This window comes from Kocuria dechangensis, from assembly GCF_014636775.1.
GTDB classification, from domain to species: domain Bacteria; phylum Actinomycetota; class Actinomycetes; order Actinomycetales; family Micrococcaceae; genus Kocuria; species Kocuria dechangensis.
The window spans coordinates 28,398-55,360 of record NZ_BMEQ01000024.1 but is presented as its reverse complement, the minus strand read 5'-3'; the positions used below and the strand labels follow the sequence as shown (position 1 = coordinate 55,360).

The 26,963-nt window shown below is 72.6% G+C and carries 21 protein-coding genes; 9 read left to right on the top strand and 12 right to left on the bottom strand.

What is annotated here, in order from left to right:
• Positions 1-163 precede the first annotated feature (163 nt).
• Positions 164-487 (top strand): DUF6457 domain-containing protein, encoded by a 324-nt coding sequence (locus IEW07_RS16710; protein ID WP_188539317.1) that lies wholly within the window; start codon positions 164-166, stop codon positions 485-487.
• A gap of 112 nt (positions 488-599) precedes the next feature.
• On the opposite strand, the gene IEW07_RS16705 is transcribed toward IEW07_RS16710, so the two are convergent.
• Positions 600-2,954 (bottom strand): FdhF/YdeP family oxidoreductase, encoded by a 2,355-nt coding sequence (locus tag IEW07_RS16705; protein WP_188539315.1) that lies wholly within the window; start codon positions 2,952-2,954, stop codon positions 600-602.
• Positions 2,955-3,118: 164 nt separating this feature from the next.
• Complete coding sequence (locus IEW07_RS16700) at positions 3,119-3,490, bottom strand: bifunctional 3-phenylpropionate/cinnamic acid dioxygenase ferredoxin subunit (protein ID WP_188539313.1); 372 nt, start codon at positions 3,488-3,490, stop codon at positions 3,119-3,121.
• A 349-nt stretch (positions 3,491-3,839) separates the two neighbouring features.
• Here IEW07_RS16700 and IEW07_RS16695 point away from each other — a divergent pair, with 349 nt between their 5' ends.
• The 4 genes from IEW07_RS16695 to IEW07_RS16680 all read left to right on the top strand — a co-directional run bounded on the left by IEW07_RS16695 (position 3,840) and on the right by IEW07_RS16680 (position 10,227).
• Positions 3,840-5,030 (top strand): NAD(P)/FAD-dependent oxidoreductase, encoded by a 1,191-nt coding sequence (locus IEW07_RS16695; protein ID WP_188539311.1) that lies wholly within the window; start codon positions 3,840-3,842, stop codon positions 5,028-5,030.
• A gap of 65 nt (positions 5,031-5,095) precedes the next feature.
• Complete coding sequence (locus IEW07_RS16690) at positions 5,096-6,238, top strand: aromatic ring-hydroxylating oxygenase subunit alpha (protein WP_188539309.1); 1,143 nt, start codon at positions 5,096-5,098, stop codon at positions 6,236-6,238.
• Positions 6,239-6,454: 216 nt separating this feature from the next.
• On the top strand, positions 6,455-8,494 hold the full coding sequence (locus IEW07_RS16685) for a BCCT family transporter (RefSeq protein WP_371870241.1): 2,040 nt from the start codon (positions 6,455-6,457) through the stop codon (positions 8,492-8,494).
• A 278-nt stretch (positions 8,495-8,772) separates the two neighbouring features.
• On the top strand, positions 8,773-10,227 hold the full coding sequence (locus IEW07_RS16680) for a sugar porter family MFS transporter (RefSeq protein ID WP_188539305.1): 1,455 nt from the start codon (positions 8,773-8,775) through the stop codon (positions 10,225-10,227).
• A 125-nt stretch (positions 10,228-10,352) separates the two neighbouring features.
• On the opposite strand, the gene IEW07_RS16675 is transcribed toward IEW07_RS16680, so the two are convergent.
• The 3 genes from IEW07_RS16675 to IEW07_RS16665 all read right to left on the bottom strand — a co-directional run bounded on the left by IEW07_RS16675 (position 10,353) and on the right by IEW07_RS16665 (position 12,017).
• Positions 10,353-10,661 (bottom strand): DUF4193 domain-containing protein, encoded by a 309-nt coding sequence (locus IEW07_RS16675; RefSeq protein WP_188539303.1) that lies wholly within the window; start codon positions 10,659-10,661, stop codon positions 10,353-10,355.
• Positions 10,662-10,831: 170 nt separating this feature from the next.
• Positions 10,832-11,293, bottom strand: coding sequence for an SRPBCC family protein (locus IEW07_RS16670; protein WP_188539301.1), 462 nt, complete (start codon positions 11,291-11,293; stop codon positions 10,832-10,834).
• Between the two features lie 97 nt (positions 11,294-11,390).
• Positions 11,391-12,017, bottom strand: coding sequence for a helix-turn-helix domain-containing protein (locus IEW07_RS16665; protein WP_188539299.1), 627 nt, complete (start codon positions 12,015-12,017; stop codon positions 11,391-11,393).
• A 47-nt stretch (positions 12,018-12,064) separates the two neighbouring features.
• Between IEW07_RS16665 and IEW07_RS16660 the strand changes: the two genes are divergently transcribed.
• Both IEW07_RS16660 and IEW07_RS16655 read left to right on the top strand, forming a co-directional pair.
• Positions 12,065-12,919 (top strand): class I SAM-dependent methyltransferase, encoded by an 855-nt coding sequence (locus IEW07_RS16660; protein WP_188539297.1) that lies wholly within the window; start codon positions 12,065-12,067, stop codon positions 12,917-12,919.
• A 48-nt stretch (positions 12,920-12,967) separates the two neighbouring features.
• Complete coding sequence (locus IEW07_RS16655) at positions 12,968-13,954, top strand: NAD(P)/FAD-dependent oxidoreductase (RefSeq protein WP_188539296.1); 987 nt, start codon at positions 12,968-12,970, stop codon at positions 13,952-13,954.
• A 45-nt stretch (positions 13,955-13,999) separates the two neighbouring features.
• Here IEW07_RS16655 and IEW07_RS16650 read toward each other — a convergent pair whose 3' ends face one another.
• The gene (locus IEW07_RS16650; protein WP_188539294.1) at positions 14,000-14,518 is read right to left on the bottom strand and encodes a nucleoside deaminase; all 519 of its coding nucleotides are present in this window, start codon (positions 14,516-14,518) and stop codon (positions 14,000-14,002) included.
• Between the two features lie 316 nt (positions 14,519-14,834).
• Here IEW07_RS16650 and IEW07_RS16645 point away from each other — a divergent pair, with 316 nt between their 5' ends.
• Complete coding sequence (locus IEW07_RS16645; RefSeq protein ID WP_188539292.1) at positions 14,835-15,944, top strand: pyridoxal-phosphate-dependent aminotransferase family protein; 1,110 nt, start codon at positions 14,835-14,837, stop codon at positions 15,942-15,944.
• Positions 15,945-15,969: 25 nt separating this feature from the next.
• Here IEW07_RS16645 and IEW07_RS16640 read toward each other — a convergent pair whose 3' ends face one another.
• Both IEW07_RS16640 and IEW07_RS16635 read right to left on the bottom strand, forming a co-directional pair.
• Entirely contained in the window at positions 15,970-16,221 is a 252-nt protein-coding gene (locus IEW07_RS16640; RefSeq protein ID WP_188539290.1) for a DUF6458 family protein, read from the bottom strand.
• Positions 16,222-16,366: 145 nt separating this feature from the next.
• A complete protein-coding gene (locus tag IEW07_RS16635) occupies positions 16,367-17,317 on the bottom strand; it encodes a zinc-binding dehydrogenase (RefSeq protein ID WP_188539288.1) in 951 nt (316 codons plus the stop codon).
• 164 nt (positions 17,318-17,481) lie between these two features.
• Between IEW07_RS16635 and IEW07_RS16630 the strand changes: the two genes are divergently transcribed.
• The gene (locus IEW07_RS16630) at positions 17,482-18,432 is read left to right on the top strand and encodes a phosphodiesterase (RefSeq protein ID WP_229741922.1); all 951 of its coding nucleotides are present in this window, start codon (positions 17,482-17,484) and stop codon (positions 18,430-18,432) included.
• On the opposite strand, the gene IEW07_RS16625 is transcribed toward IEW07_RS16630, so the two are convergent.
• From IEW07_RS16625 to IEW07_RS16610, 4 genes are read right to left on the bottom strand one after another with little or no spacing between them, the layout of a single operon-like run.
• Positions 18,410-20,038 carry a stealth family protein gene (locus IEW07_RS16625; RefSeq protein WP_188539284.1) on the bottom strand — a complete coding sequence of 543 codons (1,629 nt, stop codon included), beginning with the start codon at positions 20,036-20,038 and terminating at the stop codon, positions 18,410-18,412. The two genes, IEW07_RS16630 and IEW07_RS16625, sit on opposite strands and share 23 nt — an antisense overlap.
• Before the next feature lie 21 nt (positions 20,039-20,059).
• Positions 20,060-20,899, bottom strand: a complete 840-nt coding sequence (locus IEW07_RS16620; protein WP_188539281.1) for a DNA-formamidopyrimidine glycosylase family protein — start codon at positions 20,897-20,899, stop codon at positions 20,060-20,062.
• A gap of 27 nt (positions 20,900-20,926) precedes the next feature.
• A complete protein-coding gene (locus IEW07_RS16615) occupies positions 20,927-25,984 on the bottom strand; it encodes an Lhr family ATP-dependent helicase (protein WP_188539279.1) in 5,058 nt (1,685 codons plus the stop codon).
• Positions 25,974-26,840, bottom strand: a complete 867-nt coding sequence (locus IEW07_RS16610; RefSeq protein ID WP_188539277.1) for a DUF4232 domain-containing protein — start codon at positions 26,838-26,840, stop codon at positions 25,974-25,976. The genes IEW07_RS16615 and IEW07_RS16610 overlap by 11 nt, the downstream gene beginning before the upstream one ends.
• Between the last annotated feature and the right edge of the window lie 123 nt (positions 26,841-26,963).

The window sequence follows — 26,963 nt, the reverse complement described above, 5'->3', positions numbered from 1 at the left end:
TCGACGGGGTGGCCTGCCCCGACCCCGGCGCCGAGGTCCCGGCCGGAGCGACCCTCGACGTCCTCCCACCCTTCTCCGGCGGGTGAACTCTTGCGGTTCCGTCGAGCGGATGGACCAGCTCACCGCCGAAACCTCGTTCCATTCCCGACCTCAAGGAAACGACATGACCGTGCACGACGACAGCGCCCCCGACCTGGACCAGTGGAGCCGGCGGCTCACCCAGGCTCTGCAGATCCTGGACCTGAAGGTGGACACCCAGGAGATCCTACAGCTCGCCCGGCAGGCCTCCGGGTCCGTCTCCCCCGAGGCCGGGGCGCTCACCACCTTCTACGTGGGCTACGCCGCCGCGCTGGACGCCGCGGGGAACCGGTCCAGCAGGACCCCGGACCAGGCGGTGCGGGACGCCGCCGCCACGGCCGCTCGCCTGGCCGATCAGGGCGTCAACGGCGGCCCGGACAGCGTTGGCTGGGCCGCCACCGGCCAGTAGGCGCAGGGTCCGGGCGGCGCACGGCGTCGCCCGCGCCCTGCGCGACGCGGCGCGGCCGCCGCCCCCTCGAGGGGACGGCGGCCGCGCCGCTCTTGTCCGATGACCGGGAGGATCAGGCGGTGGCGGGCACGCCGGCCACCGCGTTCTCCTGGCTGCTGCCGCCGGAGGGGCCCTCGGCCGTCGGCTCCAGGCGCACGATCACGCCCTTGGACACGGGGGTGTTGCTGCCCGTGACCGTGTCGTCGAGGGGCACCAGGACGTTGGCCTCCGGGTAGTAGGCCGCCGCGCACCCGCGGGCGGTCGGGTAGGAGACGATCCGGAACCTCCGCAGCACCCGGTCCTTGCCGTCCACGTACTCGCCGTGGACGTCCACGAGCTGGCCGTCCTCCAGGCCGAGCTCGGCGATGTCCTCGGGGTTCACGAACACCACGTGCCGGCCCTTCTTGATGCCGCGGTAGCGGTCGTTGTAGCCGTAGATCGTGGTGTTGAACTGGTCGTGCGAGCGCATGGTCTGCAGGATGAGCCGGCCCGGCGGGCACTCGAGCGGATACAGGGCGTTGACGGTGAGCTGAGCCTTGCCCGTGGGGGTGTTGAAGGTGCGGGAGTCGCGAGGCCCGTTGGCCATCACGAACCCGCCCTCCTGCCGGATCCGCTCGTTGTAGTTCTCGCAGCCGACGACGACGTTCGCGATGTGGTCGCGGATGCGGTCGTAGTCGGCTTCGAAGCCCTCCCAGTCCGCGTCGAGCCTCTCTCCGAGCGTGGCTCGTGCCAGTCGGCTGACGATGGCGACCTCGGAGAGGAGGTTCGGCGCGACGGGCTCGACCTTGCCCCAGGAGGGGTGCACCGCGCTCACGGTGTCCTCCACGGAGACGAACTGGGGGCCGGTGGCCTGGATGTCGACCTCGGTCCGGCCCAGGGTGGGCAGGATCAGCGCCTCCGCGCCGGTCACCGTGTGGGACCGGTTGAGCTTGGTGGAGATCTGCACGTTCATGTCCAGCTTGTCCATCGCGGCCTCGGTCGCGACGGTGTCCGACATGGCCGCCACGAAGTTCCCGCCCAGGGCGAGGAAGAACTTCATCCGGCCGTCGCGCATCCTGCGGACGGCGTCCACGGCGTCGACCCCGTGGTCGCGGGGCGGGGCGAAGGAGAACTCCTGGCCCAGGGCGTCGAGGAACGCCGGCGGCATCTGCTCCCAGATGCCCATGGTGCGGTCGCCCTGCACGTTGGAATGCCCGCGAATGGGCGATGCCCCGGCACCGGGCTTGCCGATGTTGCCGCGCAGCAGGAGGAGGTTGATGATCTCCTTGATGGTCGCCACGCCGTTCTTCTGCTGGGTGACGCCCATGGCCCAGGTGATGATGACCTTCTCGGCCTGCAGGTAGCGCTGCGCGAGCTCGTCGATCTCCGCGGAGGTGAGACCGGTGGCTTCGAGCACCGTCTGCTCGTCCAGCTCGGCGAGGTGCGCTGTGAGCTCTTCGAGCCCTTCGCAGTGCTCCGCGAGGAACTCGTGGTCCAGCACCGTGCCGGGAGCGGCTGCCTCCGCCTCCAGCACCCGCTTGGACACGGCCTGCAGCAGGGCCATGTCCCCGCCGCTGCGGATCTGCAGGAACTGGTCCGCGAGCTGGGTGCCCCTGCCCACCACGCCCTTGGCCTTCTGCGGGTTCTTGAACCGGCGCAGCCCTGCCTCCGGGAGCGGGTTCACGGCGACGATCCGGCCGCCGTTCTCCTTCAGCCGTTCCAGGGCGGTGAGCATGCGCGGGTGGTTGGTGCCCGGGTTCTGCCCGATGATGATCATCAGATCCGTGCTGACGTAGTCGTCGTAGCTGACGGTGGCCTTGCCGACGCCGATGGTCTGGCCCATTCCCCACCCGGAGGACTCGTGGCACATGTTCGAGCAGTCGGGCAGGTTGTTGGTGCCGAAGCCCCGCACGAACAGCTGGTAGAGGAAGGCCGCCTCGTTGGAGGCGCGGCCGCTGGTGTAGAATGCCGCCTGGTCCGGGGAGTCCAGGCTCTTGAGCTTGTCGGCCACGAGGGAGATCGCCTCGTCCCAGCCGATGGGCCGGTAGTGCTCCTCGCCCGGCGCCTTGTACACCGGTTCGGTGAGCCGGCCCTGCATGCCCAGCCAGTACTCGGAGCGCTCGCGCAGTTCGCAGATCGAGTGCTCCGACCAGAACTCCGGGGCGATCGTCACCGGGGTGGCCTCCCAGGTGACGGCCTTGGCGCCGTTCTCGCAGTACTCGAAGGTGCTGCGGTGCCCGGGATCCGGCCAGGCGCAGCTCATGCAGTCGAAGCCGCCCTTCTGGTTCATGCTCAGCAGGATCCGGCCGGCCCGCACCGGACCCATGTGGTCCAGCGCGGGCTCCATCGAGTAGTAGACGGCCGGCAGGCCGGCGGCCCACTCCTTGGGGGGGTGGACCTCGAGGTCGTTCTCGTCGACCTCACGCACCCGGGGGTTCTGACGTGTCATGGCGCACTTCCCTTCTCTGTCGTTGCTCGCATCGCGCAAACGACGTCACGGAAAGTTCCGCCCGACTGCGTCCCATACGGACACAGAACTCCTGGGATTTCCGTGCCGCTCGGCACCGAGCGCATGTCTGCTGCCCGCAACCGGGGCCGAGGAGCACCGGTCGGTCAACTGGCTTGGGGGTCCTGGGACTCGTGCCCGGTGGTGGTGAGGCCAGGAGGAAGGTTGGGGGCTTCCCGCGATTCCTCGACCATGATGTAGCCGTCGACGACCTCGACCCTGTGCGTCCGCACCGGCAGCTTGGCCGGGGGTGAATCGACCGCCCCCGTCCGGAGATCGAATTTCGAGGCGTGCAGAGGGCATTCCACCTCGCAGCCCTCGACCCAGCCGTCGGCCAGGGAGGCGTCCTGGTGGGTGCAGGTGTCGTCAAGGGCGAACAGCTGTCCGTCCTCCGTGTGGAACACCGCGATCGGGGGAGAGGTCTCGAGCCGAATGGCGTCGCCGGGGGCGAGATCGGTCAGAGCGCAGGCCTTGTGCATGGGAGTGGTTCTTTCGCTGGGTCCTGAGGAGGAGCGCCACGGAGATCTGAAAAACCATCTCGGTATGCGCAACCTCTGCCGTAATACGCAACATTCTCCGAGAGCCGGAGGAGGGGTGTCAAGAGGCGTGGGCCGTCGGAGGGGCGGGCGCAGGGTGTCGATCGGGGGTGCGAGGTAACAGGTGCGTGAAAAACGGCCGTGACCCTTGACAGGCATTGGTGACGCACCTCACGCTGGTTCTCACATTACGAATCGGGTTGCGTAATACGCATCCCATCGAAGATGGGGGTCTCCGACTCCCGTTGCCGTTCGCCTGTCTTTGCATCCTGATACCCGAAAGGGGTCGTTCATGGAGTCCCTCGTCATCGTCGGAGCTTCGCTCGCCGGCCTGTCCGCCGCGCGAGCCGCCCGCCGTCAAGGCTTTGTCGGTCGTCTCGTGATCATCGGTGATGATCCGGAGCGCCCCTACGACCGTCCTCCGCTGTCGAAGGAGTTCCTCAGCGGGCAGTGCCAGGCCGAGGACCTCGCCCTGGAGGCCGAGGGGGAGCAGCTCGACGCGGAGTGGCTGCTCGGGGTGCGCGCCGTCTCCTTCGACACCCTCACCCGTGAGGTGCGGCTCGAGGACGGGCGCGTCGTGCACGCCGACCTCCTGGTCGTCGCCACCGGCGCCTCGGCGCGCCAGCTGCCGGACCTCGCCGGCCTCGAGAACGTGCTGACGCTGCGGACGCTCGAGGACGCACGGAAGCTGCGGGCGCTGGTGCAGCGCGGCGGGCGGCTGGTGGTCGTCGGCGCCGGGTTCATCGGCGCGGAGGTCGCCTCGACCGCCCACTCCCTGGGCCTGCACGTGACCGTGCTGGAGAAGTCGTCCACTCCCCTGTGCGGGCCGCTGGGTGCCGAGATGGGCTCCGTGGTGGCGCGTCTGCACGACCGGGCCGGCGTCGAGCTGCTCTGCGGTGTCGGCATCGAAGGCTTCACCACGGACGGAGACGCCGTCACGCACGTCCGCCTCGACGATGGGCGGGTGCTCCCCGCTGACATCGTCGTGGTCGGCATCGGAGCCCAGCCCAACGTCGCCTGGCTCGAGGGCTCCGGGATCGAGATCGGCAACGGCGTGGTCTGCGACGCCACTGGGCGCACCAGCGTGCCCGGGGTCGTGGCCGTCGGCGACTGCGCCGCGTGGCTGGACCCCCGCACCGGGCAGCATCGGCGCGTCGAGCACTGGACCGGCGCCCTGGATCGCCCCGCGATCGCTGTGGGCGCCCTGCTCGGCCACGCGGACGCGTCCCTGCCGGTGGAGCAGCCCTACTTCTGGTCCAACCAGTACGGGGCGCGACTGCAGTTCGTGGGCGACATCACCCGCGCCGACCGCGTCGTCTACGAGCACGGCGGACCCGGAGAGGACAGCTTCCTGGCCGTCTACTACGCCGCCGATGAGCCGGTGGCCGCGCTGGGCTGGAACCAGTCGCGGCTCTTCTGCCGCTGGCGCAAGTCCCTGGCCAAGACGGCCACGCCCGTGCCAGCCCACACTCTCACCGCCTGAAGGGCGGATTCCGCACCCGTTCCCCGTTTCCGCCCCGTGAAACAGATCTACAAGGAGGACCCCCTGTGTCGACCAACATCATCTCCGAGAGCCTCATCGCCACCCTGCCCGGCAACACCTACACCGACGAGGCCGTCTTCCGGGCCGAGCAGGAGCGCATCTTCGAGCAGATGTGGTTCTGCGCCGTCCGCGCCGCGGACCTGGACAAGCCCGGTGCGTTCCGCACCGTCCAGATCGGCCGGGAGAGCATCATCATCACCCGCAACCGCAAGCACGGCATCCGGGCGTTCTACAACGTCTGCCGGCACCGCGGGGTGAAGCTGTGCATGGAGGAGAAGGGCGAGGCGGGCCGCTCCTTCCAGTGCCCCTACCACGCATGGACCTACGACTTCGACGGCAAGCTCGTCGCCGCCCCCAACCTCACCAAGATGCCCGACATCGACCGGCAGGAGTACGGCCTCGTCACGGTCCCCGTGCGGGAGTACCTTGGGTATGTGTGGGTGTGCCTGGCCGATGAGCCCCCCTCGTTCGAGGAGGACGTCATGGGCGACATCGAGGAGCGCCTGGGCGACACCCAGGCCATCGAGGGCTACGACGTCGCGAACCTGGCTCTGGGGCGGAGGATCACCTACGACGTGAAGGCGAACTGGAAGCTCATCATCGAGAACTTCATGGAGTGCTACCACTGCGCCACCATCCACCCGGAGCTCACCGAGGTGCTGCCCGAGTTCGCCGACGGGCTGGCCGCCCAGTACTTCGTGGGCCACGGCGCGGAGTTCGGCGAGGACGTCATGGGCTTCACCGTCGACGGCTCCGAGGGCCTGGAGAAGATCCCCGGCGTCGACGAGGACCACGACCGGCGCTACTACGCGATCACCATCAAGCCGACGGTGTTCGTCAACCTCGTCCCCGACCACGTGATCATCCACCGGATGTTCCCGATGGCGGCCGACCGCACGATCGTCGAGTGCGACTGGCTGTACCTGCCCTCGGTCGTGGAGTCCGGCAAGGACGTCTCCGCCTCGGTGGAGCTGTTCCACCGGGTCAACCAGCAGGACTTCGACGCCTGCGAGCGCTGCCAGCCCGCCATGGGGTCCAAGGTCTACGCCAAGGGCGGGGTGCTGGTGCCCAGCGAGCACCACATCGGCGCCTTCCACGACTGGGTCATGGACAAGGTCGGCGACGTCGTCGAGGCGGCCCACCGCTAGGCGGACGTCGAGGCGCGCACGCCGCCGACCCCGGTGCGGTCATCTCTCGTATGAAGGACGGTGGTCCCAGGAGATGGAGGGAGCGGTGCCGGTGGCCGGGGCGCTCGGCCACCGGCACCTGTTCGCATGCTGAACCACGTGATTCGAAGAGTCGGGCGAAGCTGTACCGCTTCGGCAGCACGATGTTCCGGCCTCATATATTCCCGGAAAGGGACCATGATGAGCAATGAAAATCTGAATGCAGGGCCGGGGCCGGACCCCGGAGCGCCGGCCTGTCCGGTGGACGATCCGACGGATCTGCACCATGCCGAAGCCGAGGAGGCGAAGATCCTCGGCGAGCTCAAGGAGGGCGTGCAGGAACGGCGCGGCTCGCTGCGGGAGGGCTTCGAGGGTCTCGACAAGGTCATCCTCGGGGTGACGGGCGCGCTGGTCGTGGCCTTCGTGGTGTGGGGCTTCGTCGCCACCGAGAACCTGTCCAGCGTCTCGACGGCGGCGCTGGGCTGGGTGCTGGAGAACACGGGTTGGATCTTCGTCCTGTTCTCCTCCCTGTTCGTCGTCTACGTGCTGTGGCTGGCGCTGGGCCGTTTCGGCGCCATCCCCCTGGGGAAGGACGGCGAGCGGCCGGAGTTCCACACGGTGTCGTGGATCTCGATGATGTTCGCCTGCGGGATGGGCATCGGCCTGATGTTCTACGGCGTGGCCGAGCCCCTGTACCACTACATCTCCCCGCCCCCGGCCACGGTGGACGGGCAGACGGCCGAGGCGATCGAGACGGCGATGGCCACGTCGCTGTTCCACTGGACCCTGCACCCGTGGGCCATGTATGCGGTGGTGGGCATCGCCATCGCCTACGGCACGTTCCGCATGGGCCGCAAGAACCTGCTCTCCGAGGCGTTCGTCTCCCTGTTCGGGCGGCGGGCGGTCGACGGCGTCGGCGGGAAGGTCATCAACATCCTGGCCATCTTCGCCACCCTCTTCGGGTCGGCGGCCTCGCTGGGCCTGGGAGCGCTTCAGATCGGCAGCGGTCTGCAGTTCAACGGTGTCGTGGGCCAGGTCGCCACCCCGCTGCTCGTGCTGATCATCGCGGTCCTGACGTTCTGCTTCGTGGCCTCGGCGGTGTCGGGGATCGAGCGCGGCATCCAGTTCCTGGCCAACTCGAACATGGTGCTGGCCGTCCTGATGGCCGTGGTGGTCTTCGCCGTGGGCCCCACCCTGTTCATCCTTAACCTCATCCCCAACGCGATCGGCTCCTACTTCCAGCAGTTGCCGGAGATGGCGGCCCGGACGGAGGCGGTGGGCGACGAGTCGATGCGCGAGTGGCTGTCCGGGTGGACGGTCTTCTACTGGGCCTGGTGGATCTCCTGGACCCCGTTCGTGGGCATGTTCATCGCCCGGATCTCCCGCGGGCGCACGATCCGCCAGTTCGTCACCGGCGTGCTGCTGGTCCCCTCACTGGTGTCCCTGCTGTGGTTCGCCGTCTTCGGCGGCACCGCCGTCCACATCCAGCACACCGCCGACGCCACCCCGGACCCGTCCGACGGGATCGCCACGGTCGTGGACGGCGTGCCCACGATCTCCTTCGACGGGGCGATCTACGACATGTTCAACGCCCTCGGCACCTCGCAGGCCCTCACCGTGGGGCTGGCGGTGCTGGCGATGGTCCTCACCGGCATCTTCTTCGTCACCGGCGCGGACTCCGCCTCCATCGTCATGGGCTCGCTGAGCTCCCGCGGCAGCCTGGAGCCGTCCCGGCCCGTCGTGATCTTCTGGGGCGTGCTCATGGGCGGAGTCGCCGCCGTCATGCTCCTGGCCGGCGGGGACACCCCCGCCGAGGCCCTGGGCGGGCTGCAACGGCTGACCATCGTGGCGGCGCTGCCGTTCGTGCTGGTGATGTTCGTGCTCTGCCTCGCGCTGACCCGCGACCTGCAGCGCGATCCCATGTGGCTGCGCCAGCGCCTCTCCGACTCCGTGATGCGCCGGGCGATCCGCACCGCCGTGGACGAGTACGGCCACCAGAAGTTCACCTTCGTCACCCGGGAGAGCACCGAACCGCTCACCGCCCAGTTCCAGGCCGTGGACGCCACGGCGGCCGGACAGCCCATCTACCCGTCCGAGAACGGCAACGGGGACGGGCGCCGGCGGAGACTTCGCGGTGAACGCACCGAACCGCGCATCGAGAAGGAGCCGATCGTCGGAACAAGGCAGGCTCCGAGCCGTGAGACTCCTGACGGTGAGGTCACCCCGACCAAGCTGTGACCGGCACGCCACCACCCAGGACCAGAAGGCCTCCGGTCCGATGCGGAACGACGAACCGCATCGGACCGGAGGCCTTCGACCGTCGACGGGCGCGCAGGTCGCGGGGCCGTCCTCCCTCGGCGGCCGCGGGAACGAGGGGGTTCCGTGCCCAGCATCTTTGTCCTAACATCTTTACATCCGTAGAAATGAGGTCTGTGTCACTTCTGCGGGTGCGGTGTCGGACCGACCGATCGCCGGCGTGAAGAGCGCGATCCTGCGCGTGAACAAAGGAATCTCCCGTGGCCACCACCTCCTCGCCCCATGAAAAAGCTGCTTCGCTGCCTCCACTGACCCCCGGTCCGCATCGCATGCGCCTCGGTCTCATCTCCGTCGTCGCCTGCTTCGGCGGTCTGCTCTTCGGCTACGACACCGGGGTGATCAACGGGGCGCTGCGCCCGATGTCGGAGGAGCTGGGCCTCACCCCGTTCACCGAGGGCGTGGTCACCAGCTCGCTGGTGTTCGCGGCCGCGATCGGTGCGCTCTCCGGCGGGCGTCTCTCGGACGCCTGGGGGCGCCGGAAGACCATCCTGCTGCTCGCCGTCCTGTTCTTCATCGGCACGGCGATCGTCGTGTTCACTCCCAGCTACGAGATCCTGGTGGTCGGGCGCATCTGCCTGGGCCTGGCCGTCGGCGGCGCCTCGGCGGTGGTGCCCGTCTTCCTCGCGGAGCTGGCCCCCTACGAGATCCGCGGATCGATCGCGGGACGCAACGAGGTGGCCATCGTGATCGGTCAGCTCTCGGCGTTCGTGATCAACGCGATCATCGGCAACGTCTTCAGCGAGTCCCCGAGCGTCTGGCGCGTCATGTTCGCGGTCTCCGCGCTGCCGGCCGTGGCGCTGTTCATCGGGATGCTCCGGATGCCGGAGTCCCCGCGGTGGCTCGTCGAGAAGGGCCGGCACCAGGAGGCCCTCGAGGTGCTCAAGAGCGTGCGCTCCGAGGACCGGGCGATCGCCGAGCTCGGCGAGGTCGAGCACGTCACCGAGGAGGAGAGGGCCGCGCAGCAGATCGGACTGCGCGCGATCCTGAGCAACAAGCACCTGGTCCGCATCATGCTCGTCGGCATCGGCCTCGGCGTGGCCCAGCAGCTCACCGGCATCAACTCGATCATGTACTACGGGCAGATCGTGCTGATCGAATCGGGCTTCAGCGCGAACGCGGCCCTGGTCGCCAACATCGCCCCCGGGGTGATCGCCGTGGTCGGCGGCTTCATCGCGCTGTACCTGATGGACCGGCTCGACCGGCGGAAGACCTTCATGATCGGCCTGACCCTCACGACCATCTGCCACCTGCTGATCGGGTTCTCCTCGATGGTGATGGAGGAGGGCAACCCGCTGCGGCCCTACGTGATCCTGGCGCTGGTGGTGGCCTTCGTCGGCTCCATGCAGACCTTCCTCAACGTCGCCGTGTGGGTGTACCTCTCCGAGGTGTTCCCGCTGCACATGCGCGGCTTCGGGATCGGGGTGTCCATCTTCATGCTGTGGGTCGCCAACGGCTTCCTCTCGCTCTACTTCCCCTCCCTGGTCGCCGCGGTCGGGATCACCGGGACCTTCTTCCTCTTCGCCGCCGTCGGTGTGCTGGCACTGCTCTTCGTCGCCACCCAGGTCCCCGAGACCCGTGGGCGGACGCTCGAGGCACTCGAGGAGGACGTGTCGACCGGCGCGATCTACACGGTCAAGGCGAAGGCCTCCCGGTAGGGGTACGTGCCGAAGGTCTCCGCCGGTCGTCCCCGGGAGCGGGAGAATGCAGGAACGGCTCAGGCCCCTGGCGCATCGTGCGCCGGGGGCCTGGGGTCGTGGTGGCCGCCGGGGGCGGGGAGGGTTCAGCCCTCGCAGTCGGTGCAGTAGCTGGTGCCGTTCTTCTGGCGGGCGAGCTGGGAGCGGTGGCGGACCAGGAAGCAGGAGGCGCAGGTGAACTCGTCGAGCTGTTCGGGGATCACCGCCACGGTGAGCTCCTCGTGGGAGAGGTCGGCGCCGGGCAGGTCGATGCCCTCGGCGGTGTCGAAGTCCTCGGCGTCGATGACGGCGGTCTGGACGGTGGCGCTGCGCTGGGCCTGGATGGCTTCCAGGGACTCGTTGGCCGGCTCGTCCTCGGGCCGGGTGCGCGGGGCGTCGTAATCGGTGGTGGCCATGCTGTGGTGGGTCCTCCTGGACAAGGGGGAAGAGGGAGTCGCCGTGCAGGAGAGTCCTGCACGGGAGAGACAAGAGTGTATCCCCACGGGGTGAGGGGCTGCTGAGCCCCCGGGTGGCTGCAGGATCGGCCGCTCGGCGCAGAGGTCCCGCGGGCGCTCCGGTGCCCGGCTCAGTGTCGCAGATAGCCGGCCAGGTTGGCGAGGGACGAGGCGAGTCCGGCCGCGTGGTCCTCTGCGGAGATGCCGGGAGGAACGTTGTCGGCGCGGATCTCCACGAGAGTGCCGCCGTCGACCTCGGTGAGCTCCCACGTCATGGTCATGGTGCCGGCGTAGGCCGGGTCGTCGGAGACGAAGTCCACGGCCTGCACGATGCGCACGCCGGGCACGACGTCCACGAAGCGTGCGTCCACGACGTCGGTGTCGGCGGCGGCCTTGCCCGGCGCGGCTGAGGCGTCGGTGTAGGTGAGGACCATCCGGTAGGACCCGCCCGGCCGGGGGTCGAACCGTTCGATGCGACCGGTCATCCCCTCCGGCGGCAGCCAGGCCGTGAGCGCGTCCGGGTCGACCAGCGCGGCGTAGACGCGGTCGGGTGGGGCCGGGACCACCTGTGAGGCTGCGTCCGTTCGTGCCATGGCGTCATCGTAGGACCCGGGCGCTCGCCGTGCACCGTCTCGGGCTCCTTCCGGGAGCGGACTCCGTCGCCCTCACCGCGGGTCGCGGTCACCCGGATCAGCGGTCACCCGGATCAGCGGTCGACCGGCGACCGTGAGGCGGGGCGGCGTCGTCGGCGCCGTGGAGATGGGCGCGCTGCCCGTCGTGGTCGAAGACGGTGAGGATCTCCACGGGTCCGTGGTGGGCCTCGATGGCGTGGGGGACCATGGTCGAGAACTGGGCCGCGTGGCCTGCCTCGACGAGCACGGTCCGTTCACCCAGGCGCAGGCGTGCGGTGCCGGAGAGCACCGTGAACCACTCCCGGCCCGGATGCACGGCCAGCTGCTCCGCGTCCGCGGGCCGGGCCGGGCTGATGCGCATCTTGGCGACCGTCATCCCGTGCAGCGCATCCTCCCTGGACAGCAACCATGTGGTCACTCCGGGAGCGTGCCCGGGTTCGGGGCGGATCACCACGTCCTCGTCGCCAGGGGATTCCACGAGCTCGTCCAGCGTGGTGCCCAGGGCCTTGGCGATGGGCACCAGCTGGTCCAGGGCGATCCGGCGGTGCCCCGTCTCGATGCGGCTGAGGGTGGAGGGGCTGAGGTGGCACCGGCCGGCCAGGGCGTCCAGCGACCAGCCGCGGGCGAGGCGCAGGCCGCGGATGCGCCGGCGGATCACGGTGTCCACGTCAGATTCTTGCGTCATGAGCAAGAGTGTATGCGTTGGAGGCATGACCCGCCTACCCTCGGGGCATGACGAAGCACTCTCACCCGCAGCTCCCCACCGGCCACGACGCCGACCACGGGCACGAGGAGGGCCTGGCGCAGCTGCTGGATCTGGACGCCGAGGTCTCCGGCTCCGTTCTGGAGGACCTGACCGCGTGGGCCGCGCAGCTCGTGGTGGCCGGCCCGCACCGGGTCGTCGACCTGGGCGCCGGAACGGGCGCCGGCGGCCTGGCCCTGGCCCGGCGCTTCCCCGCCGCGGAGGTGCTGGCGGTCGACCGGTCGACCGTGATGCTCGAGCGCGTGCGGGCCGCGGCCCGCGGCCAGGGGCTGGACGGCCGGGTGCACGTCGTGCACGCCGACCTGGACGTGGCGTGGCCCGCGGTCGCGTCAGGGGTGGACCTGGTGTGGGCCTCGTCGTTCCTGCACGAGGTCGCCGACCCCGGCGCAGTGCTGGGGGGCATCCGTGCCGCACTGCGGCCCGGCGGGCTGCTGGTGGTCGTCGAGATGGACGCCCTGCCCCGTTTCCTGCCCGGCGACACGGGGACCGGCCTCCCGGGGCTGGAGTCCCGGTGCCACCAGGCCCTGGCCCGAGCGGGCTGGAACGCGCACCCGGACTGGCGGCCCCACCTGGAGCGAGCCGGGTTCGAGGTCCTCGGCCCGCGGACCGTCAGCACAGAAGCGCACCCGGCGCAGCCGGCCACCGGTCGGTTCGCCCATGCCTGGTTCTCCCGCATGCGGACGGCTCTCCAGGGCCGGCTGGCCCCCGAGGACCGTGCCGTCCTGGACCGCCTGCTGGCTCAGGATCACCCCGAGGCCCTGCTCAACCGCCGGGACCTGAGCATCCGCGGTAGCCGCACCGCCTGGGCTGCACGGCGCCCCTGACCCGCGCCGGTGCGTCCGGACCAACCCGACAGATCGAGGAGCTCTCCCATGAACACCACCCCCACCCATGATGTCGCGGTCCTCGGAGGCGGCGCGGCCGGACTGAGCGCAGCCGTCGCGCTGGCACGCTCGCTCCGCTCGGTGGTCGTCGTCGACGCCGGCGAACCCCGCAACGCCCCGGCCGGCGGCGCCCACAACCTCCTGGCCAGAGAAGGCGTCCCACCGCTGGAGCTGCTGGCGACCGGCCGGGAGGAGGCCCAGCGCTACGGCGCGCACCTGCGGCGGACCCGTGCCCTCGCCGCACGCCGGGTCGACGGCGGCTTCGACGTCGAGCTCGCCGACGGCGGGACCGTCCGGGCGCGACGGCTGCTGCTGGCCACGGGGCTGGTCGACGAACTGCCCGAGATCCCCGGCATCCGCCGGTTCTGGGGCACCAGCGTGCTGCACTGCCCCTACTGCCACGGATGGGAGGTCCGCGGGCAGCGCATCGGGGTGCTCGGCGCCGGTCCTGCGAGCATCCATCAGGCTCTGCTGTTCCGCCGGCTCAGCGAGCACGTCACGCTCGTGCGCCACAGCATGCCCGATCCGGGCGAGGCGGCGTGGGAGCAGCTGGCCGCCGTGGGCATCCGCGTCGTGGATGCCGCGGCGGAGAGGCTGCGCGGCACGGACGGGGTCCTGCAGGCGCTCGTCCTCGAGGACGGGCAGGAGATCCCCCTCGACGCCCTGGTCGTCGCACCGCGGTTCACGGCCCGGACCGAGCTGTACGAACAGCTCGGCGGAACGCCTGCCGAGCACCCCCTCGGGACCTGCGTCGCCACCGACGCCGTGGGCCGCACGGACCTCCCCGGCGTCTGGGCCGCGGGGAACACCGCCGATCCCGCAGCGATGGTGTCCGTCGCCGCGGGATCCGGGGTCGTGGCCGCCGCCGCCATCAACGCGGACCTCCTCGCCGAGGACACCGACGCCGCAGTCCGGGCCCGCTCGGCTGCTTCTGCCCGGCCCCGAGGAACGCGGGCAGGTGCAGCGCCCCGGTGAGTTCCGTGCCGTTCCGTCTTCCCCGCCGGCGGTGCCGGCCCGGCCTCAGTACTCGGTGCGGGCGGTGTTCGCGGCCCACGCCTCGAAGGGCGCCGTGCGCTCCTCGAGGTCCACGGAGCGCACCGGCAGGGACCGCTCGTCGGCCGGCTTCGTGAAGAACTCGTGGAACTCGGCGTCGTCGAACCCGCCGGCCGCGGCGTCGTACCGGTCCGCCGCGAAGTACACGGCGTCCAGGCGGGCCCAGAGGGCCGCGGACAGGCACAGCGGGCACGGCTCGCAGCTCGTGTAGAGGGTGGAGCCGCTCAGGTCGAAGGTCCCGAGCTCCCGGGAGGCGGTGCGGATGGCCATGACCTCAGCGTGCGCCGTGGGGTCGTTGTCGGCCGTGACGCGGTTGACGCCGGGAAAGCGGCGCCCGTCCGCGGTGACCACCAGGGCGCCGAAGGGTCCTCCGTCGCCGGAGGCGTTGCTCACGGCCAGGTCGATGGCCTCCAGCAGCCGCTTCCGGACGGTGGACTCGGTGCTGTCGGGGGTGTCGGCGCTGTCGGTGGGGTGCGGTGCGTCCATGCGGACCTCCGGGGGTCGGGCAGGCGCCGCCGTGGGGCTTCCGTCTCGAGACGGGAGGCATGCCGACGGCGACCGCTGCGTGCCGGCTGGTGCAGATCTGCCTGGTAGATGGTCCGTGGGGGACCCGCCGTTGGCCTCTCCGAGACTACCCAGCAGGTGCCGGTGCCACAACGACCGCTGCACCGGTCGCCACACCGGCTGCCACACCGGCTACCACACCGGCGGCCGGTCGCGCGGCATCCCGGCGCGGGCGAGCGCGGTGGCTAGGCTGGGCGGCGGAGAAGACCTGCCACCGCGACCCCTCGAGGAGAGCCGCATGCCCGTGCCCATGATCCAGCGCCACCTGTTCGGTCCCGGCCCGTCCAACCCCTACCCCGAGGCCACCGCGGCGCTCACGCACCCGCTGCTGGGCCACCTGGACCCGGCGTTCCTCGAGGTCATGGACAGCGCCTGCGACGGCCTGCGGGCGGTCTGGGGCACCGGGAACCGGCGGACGCTGCCGCTGAGCGCCACGGGCTCGGCCGGGATGGAGGCGGCCTTCGTCAACACCGTGGAGGAGGGCGACGTCGTCGTCGTCGCCGTCAACGGGCTCTTCGGCGAGCGCATGTGCGACGTCGCGGCCCGCTGCGGGGCCGAGGTGGTGCGGGTGGACTTCCCGTACGGGCAGCCGATCGACCCGCAGCGGGTGGCCGAGGCCCACCCCGCCCCGAAGATCATCGCCGCCGTGCACGCGGAGACCTCCACCGGGGTCCGCTCCGACATCGCGGCCCTGGGCGAGCTCAAGGGCGACGCCCTGCTGCTCGTCGACGCCGTGACGTCGATCGGCGGCATCGAGCTGCGCGCGGACGACTGGGGCGTGGACATCGGCTACGCGGGCACCCAGAAGTGCCTGGGGGTGGCCCCCGGCCTGGCGCCCTTCACGATCTCGGACGCCGCGTTCGAGCGCCGCGTCGAGCGCCCGCGCTCCTGGTACCTCGACCTGGGGATGCTGGGCGGCTACGCGGGCGAGGCCCAGGGCCGTGCCCGCACCTACCACCACACCGCGCCCACGGCGATGATCGCGTCCCTGGACGCCGGTCTGCGGCGGATCTCGGACGAGGGCCTGGACAACGTCTGGGCGCGGCACCAGGCCGCCGGGGACGCCCTGCAGGAGGGCCTCGAGGAGATGGGCCTGGAGCTGTTCGCGGCCGAGGGCCACCGGCTGCCCGAGCTCACCACGGTGAAGGTGCCCGAGGGCGTGGACTCCGCCGCCGTGCGCGGCTACCTGCTGGAGCACTTCTCCCTCGAGATCGGGGCCGGCGTGAAGGAGCACGCGAGCACGGTGTGGCGGATCGGGCTGATGGGCCCGAACGCGAACCCGGGCTCGGTGGCCCTCGTGCTCGGGGCGCTGCAGGAGGCGCTGCGGAAGGTCCCCCAGCCGGTCTGAGCCCTGCCCGTCCCGCCGGGCCGGATCAGCTCAGGTCGGTCTCGGAGCGCTCGATCCGTTCGCCGGTCACCGGGTCCGCCACGGTCCGGCGGGTGGAGCGGCGCCGGGACGGCACGGCGGCCGAGAGCAGGACCAGGGCCAGGTAGGCCACGCCGACCCAGAAGACGATCTGGCCGACCAGCCGGAGGTTGACGGGTCCCACCACGGAGGGCAGTGCCAGCCAGAGGATCAGGCCCAGGGCGATGGTGATCAGGGGGCCGGCGAAGCTGACGCGCATGAGGGGTCCTCTCGGAGTCGGGCACTGGACGTTTATTGTCGCAAATCCCGGCCCTCCGCGGGAGGGGGGGCGGCGCCCGGGTCCCGCCCCGGGGACGGGGGTCCCCGCCCACCGGGGCGCCGGACGGGGCCGGCGGCACCCTCCGCTACTCGCCCAGGACGGCCACGAGGCGCCCGACCACCTCGCCGCGCGCGAGCCGCTCCAGGCCCTCGGGGATCTCGTCGAAGCCGATCTCCGTGACGGCCGGGGCGAGCTGCCCGCTCGCGAAGTGGTCGTAGACCCCCTGGACGTCCTCCTTGGTCCCGCCGTTGGAGCCGATGAGCGTGACCTGACTCAGGATCAGGGCCTTGGTGCTGATGGTCGCCTCGAGCCGGCCCATGCCGACCTGCACCACGCGACCGCCCGTGCGGACCGTCTCGATCGCCTCCGCCGTGGTGGTGCCGAAGCCGGCGAAGTCCACGACGACGTCGAGCCCCACGTCCTTGAAGGCGGCGATCGAGGGCTTCACGTCCTTCGCCCCGATCTCCCGCGCGAGCGGCCAGACCTTCTCGTTGACTTCCGCGGCGTAGACCTCGGCCCCGGCGAGGACGGCCACGCGGGCGCCGATCTGCCCGAGGCCGCCCAGGCCGATGATCCCGACCCGGGTGCCGGCCGTGACCTGGCCGTTGGCGATCACCGCGTGGTGGCTGGTCATGCCGGCGTCGGTGCCCGCCGCGCCGAGGGCGAAGGAGACGTTGGCGGGGATCCGCACCAGGGCGTCCGTGCCGACGACGACCTGCTCGCCGAAGCCGCCGTCGTAGTTGAACCCCGGTGCGCCGAGGGGCGTGGTGGGGCAGATGCCGACGCGGTCGCCCGTGGAGAACTCCGTGACGCCCTCGCCGACCGCGGAGACCACGCCGGCCACCTCGTGGCCCATCGTGATCGGGGTGCGCACGAGGGTGGAGAGCCAGCCCTCGTCCTCCAGGACCCCGACGTCGGTGTGGCACAGGCCGGCGGCGCGGACGTCCACGACGACCTCGCCGGGCCGCGCCCTGGGCTCGGGGACCTCGGTCAGGACCAGGGGCTCGTGGGTGGTGGTGAACTGCCATGCCTTCATGGGGCTCCAGCCTTTCGGACGACGGCGGCACCACCGCACCGGCGATGCCGGGAACGAGGCGGAGCGACGGCGCGCGCCTCGTTCCCGAGTCTATCGAGCCGGGCCGCGGCCGCCCCTGGCGCGGCTCGCCGGACAGCCGGTGCGGCCCCACTAGGATGCGGGGCATGGAAGCGGAACACCCCCGGCCGCGCCGACTGCTGGTCCACCTCACCGATCTCCACCTGCTGGCCTCCGGCCTCCTGGCGGGCGCGGTGGACCCGGCGGCCCGCCTGCGGGAGGCCCTGGCGGCCCTCGAGGGCTCCGGGCTGCGACCGGACGCCCTGGTGCTCACGGGGGACCTCGCCCACGACGGGGAGCCGGCCGCGTACCGGCTGCTGCGGGAGCTCGTCGACCCGCTCGCGGCCCGTCTGGGCGCCGAGGTCGTGTGGGGGATCGGCAACCACGACGACCGCGCCGCGTTCGGCGAGATCCTCCTGGGGGAGGACCCGCCGGCACCCGGCCCCGTGGACCGGGTGCACCGGATCGGGGGCCTGCGGGTGCTCGCCCTGGACACCACCGTCCCGGGGGCCCACCACGGCGGGCTGACGGAGGGGCAGCTGGCGTGGCTCGCGGCGCAGCTGGCGGAGCCGGCGCCGGAGGGGACGGTGCTGGCGATGCACCACGCCCCGCTGCCGTGCGTCCAGGACCTCGCGGTGCGCGTCGAGCTGCGCGGGCAGCGGGCGCTGGCCGCGGTGCTGCGCGGCACCGACGTCCGGGCGATCCTCGGCGGGCACCTGCACCACTCGGGCTTCGGCACGTTCGCCGGCATCCCGGTCTCCGTGTCCGGCGGGACCTGCTACACGCAGGACCTCCTGGTGCCCGTGGGCGGGCAGCGCGCCCAGGACGGCGGGCAGGGACTGCACCTCGTCCACGTCTACGAGGACACGGTCCTGCACTCGCCGGTGCCCCTCGGGCCGTGGCCCTCGGTGGGGGCGGTCCTGGGGCCGGAGGAGGCGGCGGTCAAGCTCGCCGCGGCGGACCTGAGCTTCCCCGGCGACGGCCCGGTGCTGCCCGGGACGGCCGGGGTCCCCGTGCGGGGGCCGGCCGCAGCGGTCAGTTCTCCCAGGGCGCCTTGACGGGGAAGTAGCGCTCCAGGAAACCGATCATCCGTTCGGCACGCTCCGCGGCGGGCACCTCCGGGAAGCTGCCGTCGTTGAGGCAGAACATGTCCTGGCTGCGGCGGGAGAGCAGCTTCTCCATCTGCTGGAGGCCCGCGCGGGTGGTGGTGTCCACGTACTCCGTGCGCGCCGTCTCCTGGGTCACGGCCCGGCCGGTCAGCAGCGCGTAGTAGTGGTACAGCGAGTTGGTCACCGAGATGTTGTCCGCGGCGCGGAAGCGGCTGGCGGCCGTGCGTTCGAACTCCCGCGGGAACTCCCGCTCCAGCTCCGCGATCACGCTGCGGCGCAGCGGGGCGGCGCAGTGCTCGAGGTGCCGGGTGGTGACGCGCCCGAAGCGCTCCCACAGCAGCCGGCGGTTGACGCGCGCCGCGTTCTCGAACCCGGAGCGCTCGGGGTGGTCCTCGCCGAGGCCGATGCGGGTGCTGGCCTCCACGAACTTGGTGACCCCGCCGGGGGAGAAGAACAGGGAGGGACCGATCTGGCGGCCGAAGAACATGTCGTCGTTCGAGTACAGGAAGTGCTCGGAGAGCCCCTCGATGTGGTGCAGCTGCGCCTCGACCGCCTGGGAGTTGTACACGGGCAGCACCGAGGTGTCCGGGAAGAACTCCTCGTTGCGCACGACCCGCACCCGGGGGTGCTCGGCCAGCCACGCGGGGGTCTTGGAGTCGGTGACGATGTAGATCCTGCGCACCCACGGCGCGAACATGTGCACCGAGCGCAGCGCGTACTTCAGCTCGTCGACCTGGCGGAAGCGGGCCTCGTGGGCGTCGCCCTCGCCCACCACGGCGTTCTCCATGTAGGAGGCCCGGATCCGGCGGTACTCCGGGTCGGAGCCGTCCACCCAGGAGAAGACGAGGTCCACCGGGAAGTCGATGTCGCTCGCGTGGTCGGCGAACATGTTCTCGATCGTCGGCCACTCCAGGCCGAAGCGCTCCACGGTGCCGCGCACGGCGTCGGCGCGCAGGACGGTCCGGCGGGTCAGGGAGTTCTCCACGGGCAGCCGGATCTCCCGCTCCCCGAACTCCCACAGCTCGATCTGCACGCCGGTCGCGGCGCCGTAGTAGAGCTTGGACTCCTTCGAGTAGTGCGGCCGGTACAGGCGCAGGACGCGGGAGTTGCGGCGGGCGGAGAGGTCCCCGTCCGCCAGCAGCTGGGACGTCTTCTTCTTCGTGTCCATGGGCTTGACGTAGTACGGCTCGCCCTCGGCCGCCTCGACGAGGGCCTCCCGCAGCCGGGCGCGGTCCCTCCGGTCCACGGCGATCACGGGCCGCTCGTCGTTGCCGCGCACCAGCAGGTAGTCGACCCCGGCGCGGTCCAGGACGGTCCGCACGAACAGCAGGTTCTCCACCATGACCTCGTAGGGCGTCCGGTCGGTGATCCGCAGCGCGAAGCGGTCCTTGTAGCGGACCACGTCGGGGCGCTGGTCGAGGGTCGCGGCGGCGGCGCGGGAGGCGGCGCGGAACTCGTCGCCGTCCGCCCTGTTCTCGGGCGCGGGGAAGTAGGCGGGGTCGAGCAGAGTGGTGTCGATGGGGGTCTCCTCAGCGGTCTCAGATGCTGGTCCCATGATAGGACCCGGCGCCGGGGATCAGGAGAGGGGCTGGCAGCGGGGGCAGAACCATAGCGCCCGGTCGCGCGGCGGACCGGGGGAGGGTTCGCCCGGGACGAGCTCGGCGTCGTCGATCCGGGCCTCCTCGATCCGGGTGCCGCAGCGGCGGCAGGGCTGCCGCCCGCGGCCGTAGACCCAGAACTGCTCGCCCCGCCGCGCGGGCCCGCCCACGGTGGAGCGCTGGGAGCGGTCCCGGTTGGCGTGCAGCAACCGGTGGGAGAGGTCAACCAGCGCCCCGAGGTCCGGTACCTCCCCGACCGGGGTGAACGGGTGCAGACGCCGCAGGAACAGGACCTCGTTGCGATAGACGTTGCCGATCCCGGCGAGGTTGCGCTGGTCCATGATCGCCGCCGCGACGTGCCGGCGCGGGTGCCGGGCCAGCCGGGCCAGGGCCTCGGCCCGGTCCCAGTCGGGGCCGAGCAGGTCGGGGCCCAGGTGGCCCACGACGTCGTCCTCGTCCGCCGTGGGCACGAGGTCGAGCATCCCCAGGTCGAAGCCCACCGCCTGCGCGGCGGCGGTCTCCAGCACAGCCCGAGCCTGGTGGCCGGGCCGCCGCCACCGCGCGCCGCGGGGGTAGACGTGCCACATGCCCTCCATGAGCAGGTGGGAGTGCAGGGTCAGCGGGACGAGCCCGTCGGGTCCGCCGTCGACGCGGATCAGCAGGTGCTTGCCGCGGGGGACCACCTCGGTCACGGTGCGCCCGGACAGGTCCGCGGTCGCGATCGAGGGGAACCGCAGGTCGCTGCGCTCGAGCACCTTCCCGGCCAGGGCGCGGCGCAGCAGCGCGGCCTGGCGGTAGACGGTGTCACCCTCGGGCACGGGCACCTCCCCGGTCCGCCGCGGCGCTCACCGGCGCATCCTCAGCCCGCGCGGCGTCGAGTAGAACCCGCCGGCCAGGAGGGACTTCCGCACCGCGGTCTCGAGGGGGCCGGAGCCGAGGACCTCGGCGCCGTTGACCTTCTCCACGGTGAGCCTGTCCACCGCACCGCGCCGGACGGTCTCGGCGACCGCGGGTCCGGCGGCCGCCAGGGCGTCCGGGTCGTCCGTGAACGCGAGGACCGTGCGGCCCCCGCGCTCGACGTACAGGGCCAGGGCGCCGTCCACGAGCACGACGACGGCTCCCGCCTTGCGCCCGGGCCGGTGCCGGCCCGCGGGACCGGTGCCGGCGTCCGGGGCGGGCGCGGCGACCGGGTCCGGCCACTCCAGGGCGGCCCCGTACGGGTTGGCGGGGTCGGTGGCGGCCAGGGCGAGCGCCACGGGCTCCTCGGTGCGCACCTGGTCGTCGGTGCTGAAGGTGCGCAGGTGGTCCACGGTGGCGGCCTGGGCGAACTGGGCGGCGCCCAGGCCCTCGATGAAGTAGCCGCGCCGGGCCCGGCCGGTGTCCTCGAGCGTGGAGAGCACCTTGTAGACCGTGGCGAAGCCCCCGGGGATCTCCTCCACGGCCACCGGGCCCTTGGTCACCACGCCGTAGCGGTCCATGAGCAGCTCCGCGGTGGCCGAGGCCCGCAGGGTGGGGTCGAGGGGCTCGGGGCGCAGCATCGACCAGCGACCGGCCACGATCGGGGAGTCGTGGCGCTCCATGGTGGCCGCGCCCGTGCGCAGGGCCCCGCCGGCCCGGGGAGCGGCCCCGCCCGGGCTGAGCCGGGCCGCGCCGCGGCGCACGGTCGAGCGCCCGCGCGGGGCCCGGGGCTTGTGCCGGTGGGCGGCCTGGCCCCCGGAGAGCATCGCCCGCACCGGGAGGAAGGTGTCGTTGGTGATCAGTCCCGCCCACACGAGGTCCCACAGGGCGGTGGTGAGCTCCGGGGCCCGGACGGGCTCCCCGCCGGCGTCGAGCAGGCCCAGCAGCTGGGGGAAGAAGTACGCGCCGCCGGAGCCGAGGACGTCGAGCACGCGCCGCTCCAGCGCGGAGTCCAGGGCCGCGGCCCGCGCGCCGAGGGTCTCGGCGGGCGGCAGGGTGAGCTGCGCGGCCTCGCTCAGGTGCAGGGACACCCACCCGTCGTCGCCGGCCAGCGAGCCCGCCCCGGACCAGAGCAGCTCCCCGGAGGCGGTGAGCTCGTCGAGCAGCTCCGGCCGGTAGTCGGCCACCCGCGCGGCGAGGACCAGCGGCTCCCACGCCGAGGCGGGGATCGCGACGCCCGCGAGCTGGTCCACCACGGTCAGGACGCCGTCCTCGCCGCGCAGCTGGTGGCCCCGGCCCGCGTGCTGCCACGCCGGGAGGAACCGGGCGTAGACCTCCCCCGGGACGGGCTCGACGTCGCGGCGCAGCGCGGCCAGGGAGCGGCGCCGGATTCGGCGCAGCACCTCGGTCTCGCACCACTCGGACCCGGCGGGGACGCCGGTCCCGGCCAGCAGCTCGGGTGGGCGGAACTCGCCCTGCACGACCCGCCGGTCCGCGCCGAGCCGCTCCAGGGTGGTGCGCACGACCGCGACGCCCAGGCCGAGGCCGGTCGCGGCCTCGTCGACGGTGAAGGGGCCGTGGGTGCGGGCGAAGCGGGAGACGAGGTCGGCCAGGGGGTCCTCGACCGGCTCGACGAAGGCGAGCGGGACCCCCATGGGCAGGGGCACCCCCAGGGCGTCCCGCAGCCGGGCGGCGTCCTCGATCGCGGCCCAGTGCTCCACCCCGCGCAGGTGGACCCGCAGTGCCCGGTTGGCCGCCACGAGCCGGTCGAGCCACCCGGCGGCGGCGTCCTCGGGGCAGGCCCGCTCGGGGTCCTCGGGGTCATGCAGACGCCGGGCCGCCTCGGCCACCGTGAGCGGGCCGAGCAGGCGCAGCAGGTCGGCGGCGCCCTCCAGCCCGCGCAGCCGGCGGTCCGGGGCGAGACGCTGCAGCTCCGCCTCCGTCCGGGCGATCACGTCCGGGTCCAGCAGCTCGCGCAGCTCCGCGCGGCCCAGCAGCTCGTTGAGCAGCGCGGCGTCCAGGGACAGGACGGCGGCCTTGCGCTCGGCCAGCGGGGAGTCGCCCTCGTAGAGGAACTGGGACACGTAGCCGAACAGCAGGGTGCGGGCGAACGGGGAGGGCTGCTCCGTGGTGGTCTCCACCACGCGGATCGCCCGGCGCTCCACGGCCTGGTGCAGGGCCTTGAGCGCGGGCAGGTCGTAGACGTCCTGCAGGCACTCGCGCACGGTCTCCAGGATGATCGGGAACTGCGGGTACTTCCGGGCCACGTCCAGCAGCTGGGCCGAGCGCTGGCGCTGCTGCCACAGGGGCGTGCGCCGGCCCGGGTCGCGGCGGGGCAGCAGCAGGGCGCGGGCGGCGCACTCCCGGAACCGGGACGCGAACAGCGCCGAGCCGCCCACCTGCTCCGTGACGATCTGCTCGAGCTCGTCCGGGTCGAAGAGGAACAGCTCCGCGCCCGGGGGCTCGTCCTCCATGGCGGGCACGCGCAGCACGATGCCGTCGTCGGCGGCCTGCGCGGAGCCGTCCAGGCCGTACCGCTCCTGCAGCCGGGCGCCCACGGCCAGGGCCCACGGGGCGTGCACGGGCATCCCGAAGGGCGAGTGCAGCACCACCCGCCAGTCGCCGAGCTCGTCGTGGAAGCGCTCGACGACGAAGAGGGTGTCGGAGGGGACCTGGCCCACGGCCTCCTTCTGCTCGCCCACGTAGGCGAGCAGGTTGTCGGCGGCCCACTCGTCGAGCCCGGCCGCGGCCAGGCGGGCACGGGCCTCCTTCTCGGAGGCCCCGGCGATCTCCCGGTTGAACCGGCCCACGGCCCGGCCCAGCTCCACGGGCCGGCCCTGGCCGTCGCCGTGCCAGAACGGCAGCTTGCCCGGGACGCCCGGGGCGGGGGAGACGATGACCCGGTCGTGGGTGATCTCCTCGATCCGCCAGCTGGAGGCGCCCAGCGCGATGATGTCGCCCACGCGGGACTCGTAGACCATCTCCTCGTCGAGCTCGCCCACCCGCTTCGAGTTCTTCCCGTCCTGCTCGCCCACCAGGTAGACGGCGAACAGCCCGCGGTCGGGGATGGTCCCGCCCGAGGTCACGGCCAGCCGCTGGGCCCCCGGGCGGCCCTCGATGCTGCCCGTCTCGCGGTCCCAGACGATGCGGGGGCGCAGCTCGGCGAACTCGTCGGAGGGGTAGCGGCCCGAGAGCAGGTCCAGGGTGGCGTCGAAGGCGGAGCGCGGCAGCGCCAGGAAGGGCGCGGACCGGCGGACGGTGTCGAACCAGTCCTCGACGTCGACCGGCCCCAGGGCGGTGGCGGCGACGGTCTGCTGGGCCAGGACGTCCAGGGGATTGGCGGGCACGGCCAGGGGCTCGATCCGCCCCTGCAGCATCCGCTCGACCGTCACCGCGGCGTCCAGGAGGTCCCCCCGGTGCTTGGGGTAGAGCCAGCCGCGGGAGACCTCGCCCACCTGGTGGCCGGCGCGGCCCACGCGCTGCAGGCCGGACGCCGCCGAGGGCGGGGCCTCGATCTGCACCACGAGGTCCACGGCGCCCATGTCGATGCCCAGTTCCAGGGAGGACGTGGCGACGACGCAGCGCAGCCTCCCGGTCTTGAGGTCGTCCTCGATGAGCGCCCGCTGGTCCTTCGACACCGACCCGTGGTGGGCGCGCGCGAGCACCGGCGGGGCGCCCTCGAAGCGGCCGTGCTGGCGGGCGGGTCCGGCGGGCGCCGGGGCCCCCGCTGCGGGGTCCTCGGTCCCGGCCAGGGCGCGGCGCAGGACGTCCCCCACCTGCTGCGGCGCGGCACCGGCGGCCTCGGCGGAGGCGGGGCTGGGACGACAGCTGGGACGGCTGTCGTCCCAGCTGTCGTCCCAGCTGTCTTCCCAGGGGACGGGAGACCCCGCGGGCGCTCCGCCGTCCGCGCCGTGCTCCAGGCGGAACGCGTAGATCTCGTTGAGCCGTGCGGTGAGCTTCTCGGCCAGGCCGCGGGAGTTGGCGAACACGATCGTGGAGCGGTTCTCGAGCACGAGGTCCACGACCCGCTCCTCGACGTGCGGCCAGATCGAGGCGGTGGCCTGGGGGGCGAGGGCGTCGAGGTCGTCGTCGCCGAAGGCGGAGCCGGCGAGGGACGGCGACGCGCCGGGCCCGCCCAGCACGGTCATGTCCGGGATGGGCACGGAGACGGTGAGGTCCCACTTCTTCTCGATCCGCGGGGCGACGACGGTGACCGGCTCCCGCCCGCCCAGGAACCGCGCGACCGTCTCGACCGGCTCCACGGTCGCGGACAGCCCGATCCGCTGCACCGGCTTCTCCAGCAGGGCGTCCAGCCGTTCCAGGGTGACGGCCAGGTGGGCGCCGCGCTTCGTGCCGGCCACGGCGTGCACCTCGTCCACGATGACGGTCTCCACGTCCGTGAGGGTCTCCCGGGCCTTGGACGTGAGCATGAGGTACAGCGACTCGGGCGTGGTGATGAGGATGTCCGGGGGGTTGGTCAGCAGCGCCCGGCGGATCGCCTGCGGGGTGTCCCCGGAGCGCACGCCCACGCTGATCTCGGGGGGCTCGACCCCCTGGTGCCGGGCGGTCTGCGAGATGCCGATCAGCGGGGCCCGCAGGTTGCGCTCCACGTCCACGCCCAGGGCCTTGAGCGGGGAGATGTAGAGCACCCGCGTCCCGCGCCGCTCGCCGCGGGCGCTCGCGGCGCTGGCCTTGGCACGGAGGTCGGTGCCCCCGCGAGCGCTCCCGCCCGGGCCGGCCCCGGTCCTGGACCCGGCCCCGGCCCCCGTGCCGGGGCCCGGTCCGGGGGCCGGCGCGGGGGCGGCGTCGGCGACGAAGCGGTCCAGGGCCCACAGGAACGCGGCGAGGGTCTTGCCCGAGCCCGTGGGCGCCACGATGAGGGCGTGGCGGCCCGCGGCGATCGCCCGCCACGCCCCGTCCTGGGCGGAGGTGGGCGCCGCGAACGCACCCGCGAACCAGGTGCGGGTGGCCTCGGTGAAGAGGTCGAGGGCTGGGTCAGGCGCCAAAGCCCTGGATCTCGAGCTGCTGGACGGCGGGGTTGGCGCACGCCTGGGTGGTGAAGGGGACCACGACGGACTCCGTGTTCTCGGGCGGGTAGATCCGCAGGCCCGCGGCGGGCCGCGGGTCGCACTGGCTGTGGTTGTCGGCCTGCGAGATGCGCAGGCTCGCGGTGGCGCTCTGGCCGGGCACGAGGACCAGGGCCTCCCCGCCCGCGCCCGGCGTCCGTTCGGCGGGGACGCCGATCATCGCGCCGGCACCGTCGACGAAGGACACCCCGGGGTAGCCGTCGAGGGTGCAGGGCGCGTCCCCGTCGTTGGTGAGGGTGACGGTGGCGATCACCGACCCCGCGGCGCCCTGGGTGGGCGCCGCCTCGAGGCTGAGGTAGGGGAGGTAGCACAGGCCGTGGGCCTCCGGGCCCGCCTCCGGCGGGTGGATCACGGCGGCGCCGCCGCGCCGCTGGTCCTCCCCGGCCGGGGCCCCGGGAGCGGGGGCCTCGGCTGCGGGCTCAGGTGCGGGCTCGGATGCGGGGGAGCCGCCGATGGCGGGGGTGCTCTCCGCCGCCGGCGTGTCGGCGGGGGCCTCCGCGGGTGCCGCCGAGGAGGGCGCCGCCGAGGAGGGCTCCGCCGCGGGCTCGGTGGCGGAGGGCGTGGGGGTCGCGCCGGCGGTCCGGCCGGGGGTGGCGGAGGTCGTGGGGGTCGCGGTGGCGGGGGATCCGGACGGGGAGGGCGTGGCGGAGGCGTCCGCGGTGGGGGCCGAGGCCGTGCCGATCCGGTCGTCGCCGGAGCAGGCGGACAGGGCGAGGGCCGAGGCGAGGGCGAGGGCGGCCAGCCGGGAACGGGCGGCGGGTGAGGTGGGGAGCATTGGGGGGAGATCCTCCTCGAGCGGACGTCGTGGCAGGCCACGCCCGGGAGGGCTGCGGTGCCTCCGGGATCCCCAGTCTAGGGGTGGGCCCCGACACCGCGGCGGGACCGGCGCACGGACCCG

Coding starts and splice junctions, on each gene's coding strand:
- IEW07_RS16660 (WP_188539297.1), top strand. CDS start 12,065: ATGACGAAGCACTCTCACCCGCAGCTCCCCACCGGCCACGACGCCGAC.
- IEW07_RS16700 (WP_188539313.1), bottom strand. CDS start 3,490: ATGCACAAGGCCTGCGCTCTGACCGATCTCGCCCCCGGCGACGCCATT.
- IEW07_RS16635 (WP_188539288.1), bottom strand. CDS start 17,317: ATGAAGGCATGGCAGTTCACCACCACCCACGAGCCCCTGGTCCTGACC.
- IEW07_RS16710 (WP_188539317.1), top strand. CDS start 164: ATGACCGTGCACGACGACAGCGCCCCCGACCTGGACCAGTGGAGCCGG.
- IEW07_RS16695 (WP_188539311.1), top strand. CDS start 3,840: ATGGAGTCCCTCGTCATCGTCGGAGCTTCGCTCGCCGGCCTGTCCGCC.
- IEW07_RS16685 (WP_371870241.1), top strand. CDS start 6,455: ATGATGAGCAATGAAAATCTGAATGCAGGGCCGGGGCCGGACCCCGGA.
- IEW07_RS16655 (WP_188539296.1), top strand. CDS start 12,968: ATGAACACCACCCCCACCCATGATGTCGCGGTCCTCGGAGGCGGCGCG.
- IEW07_RS16610 (WP_188539277.1), bottom strand. CDS start 26,840: ATGCTCCCCACCTCACCCGCCGCCCGTTCCCGGCTGGCCGCCCTCGCC.
- IEW07_RS16675 (WP_188539303.1), bottom strand. CDS start 10,661: ATGGCCACCACCGATTACGACGCCCCGCGCACCCGGCCCGAGGACGAG.
- IEW07_RS16645 (WP_188539292.1), top strand. CDS start 14,835: ATGCCCGTGCCCATGATCCAGCGCCACCTGTTCGGTCCCGGCCCGTCC.
- IEW07_RS16625 (WP_188539284.1), bottom strand. CDS start 20,038: ATGGGACCAGCATCTGAGACCGCTGAGGAGACCCCCATCGACACCACT.
- IEW07_RS16630 (WP_229741922.1), top strand. CDS start 17,482: ATGGAAGCGGAACACCCCCGGCCGCGCCGACTGCTGGTCCACCTCACC.
- IEW07_RS16650 (WP_188539294.1), bottom strand. CDS start 14,518: ATGGACGCACCGCACCCCACCGACAGCGCCGACACCCCCGACAGCACC.
- IEW07_RS16665 (WP_188539299.1), bottom strand. CDS start 12,017: ATGACGCAAGAATCTGACGTGGACACCGTGATCCGCCGGCGCATCCGC.
- IEW07_RS16640 (WP_188539290.1), bottom strand. CDS start 16,221: ATGCGCGTCAGCTTCGCCGGCCCCCTGATCACCATCGCCCTGGGCCTG.
- IEW07_RS16670 (WP_188539301.1), bottom strand. CDS start 11,293: ATGGCACGAACGGACGCAGCCTCACAGGTGGTCCCGGCCCCACCCGAC.
- IEW07_RS16705 (WP_188539315.1), bottom strand. CDS start 2,954: ATGACACGTCAGAACCCCCGGGTGCGTGAGGTCGACGAGAACGACCTC.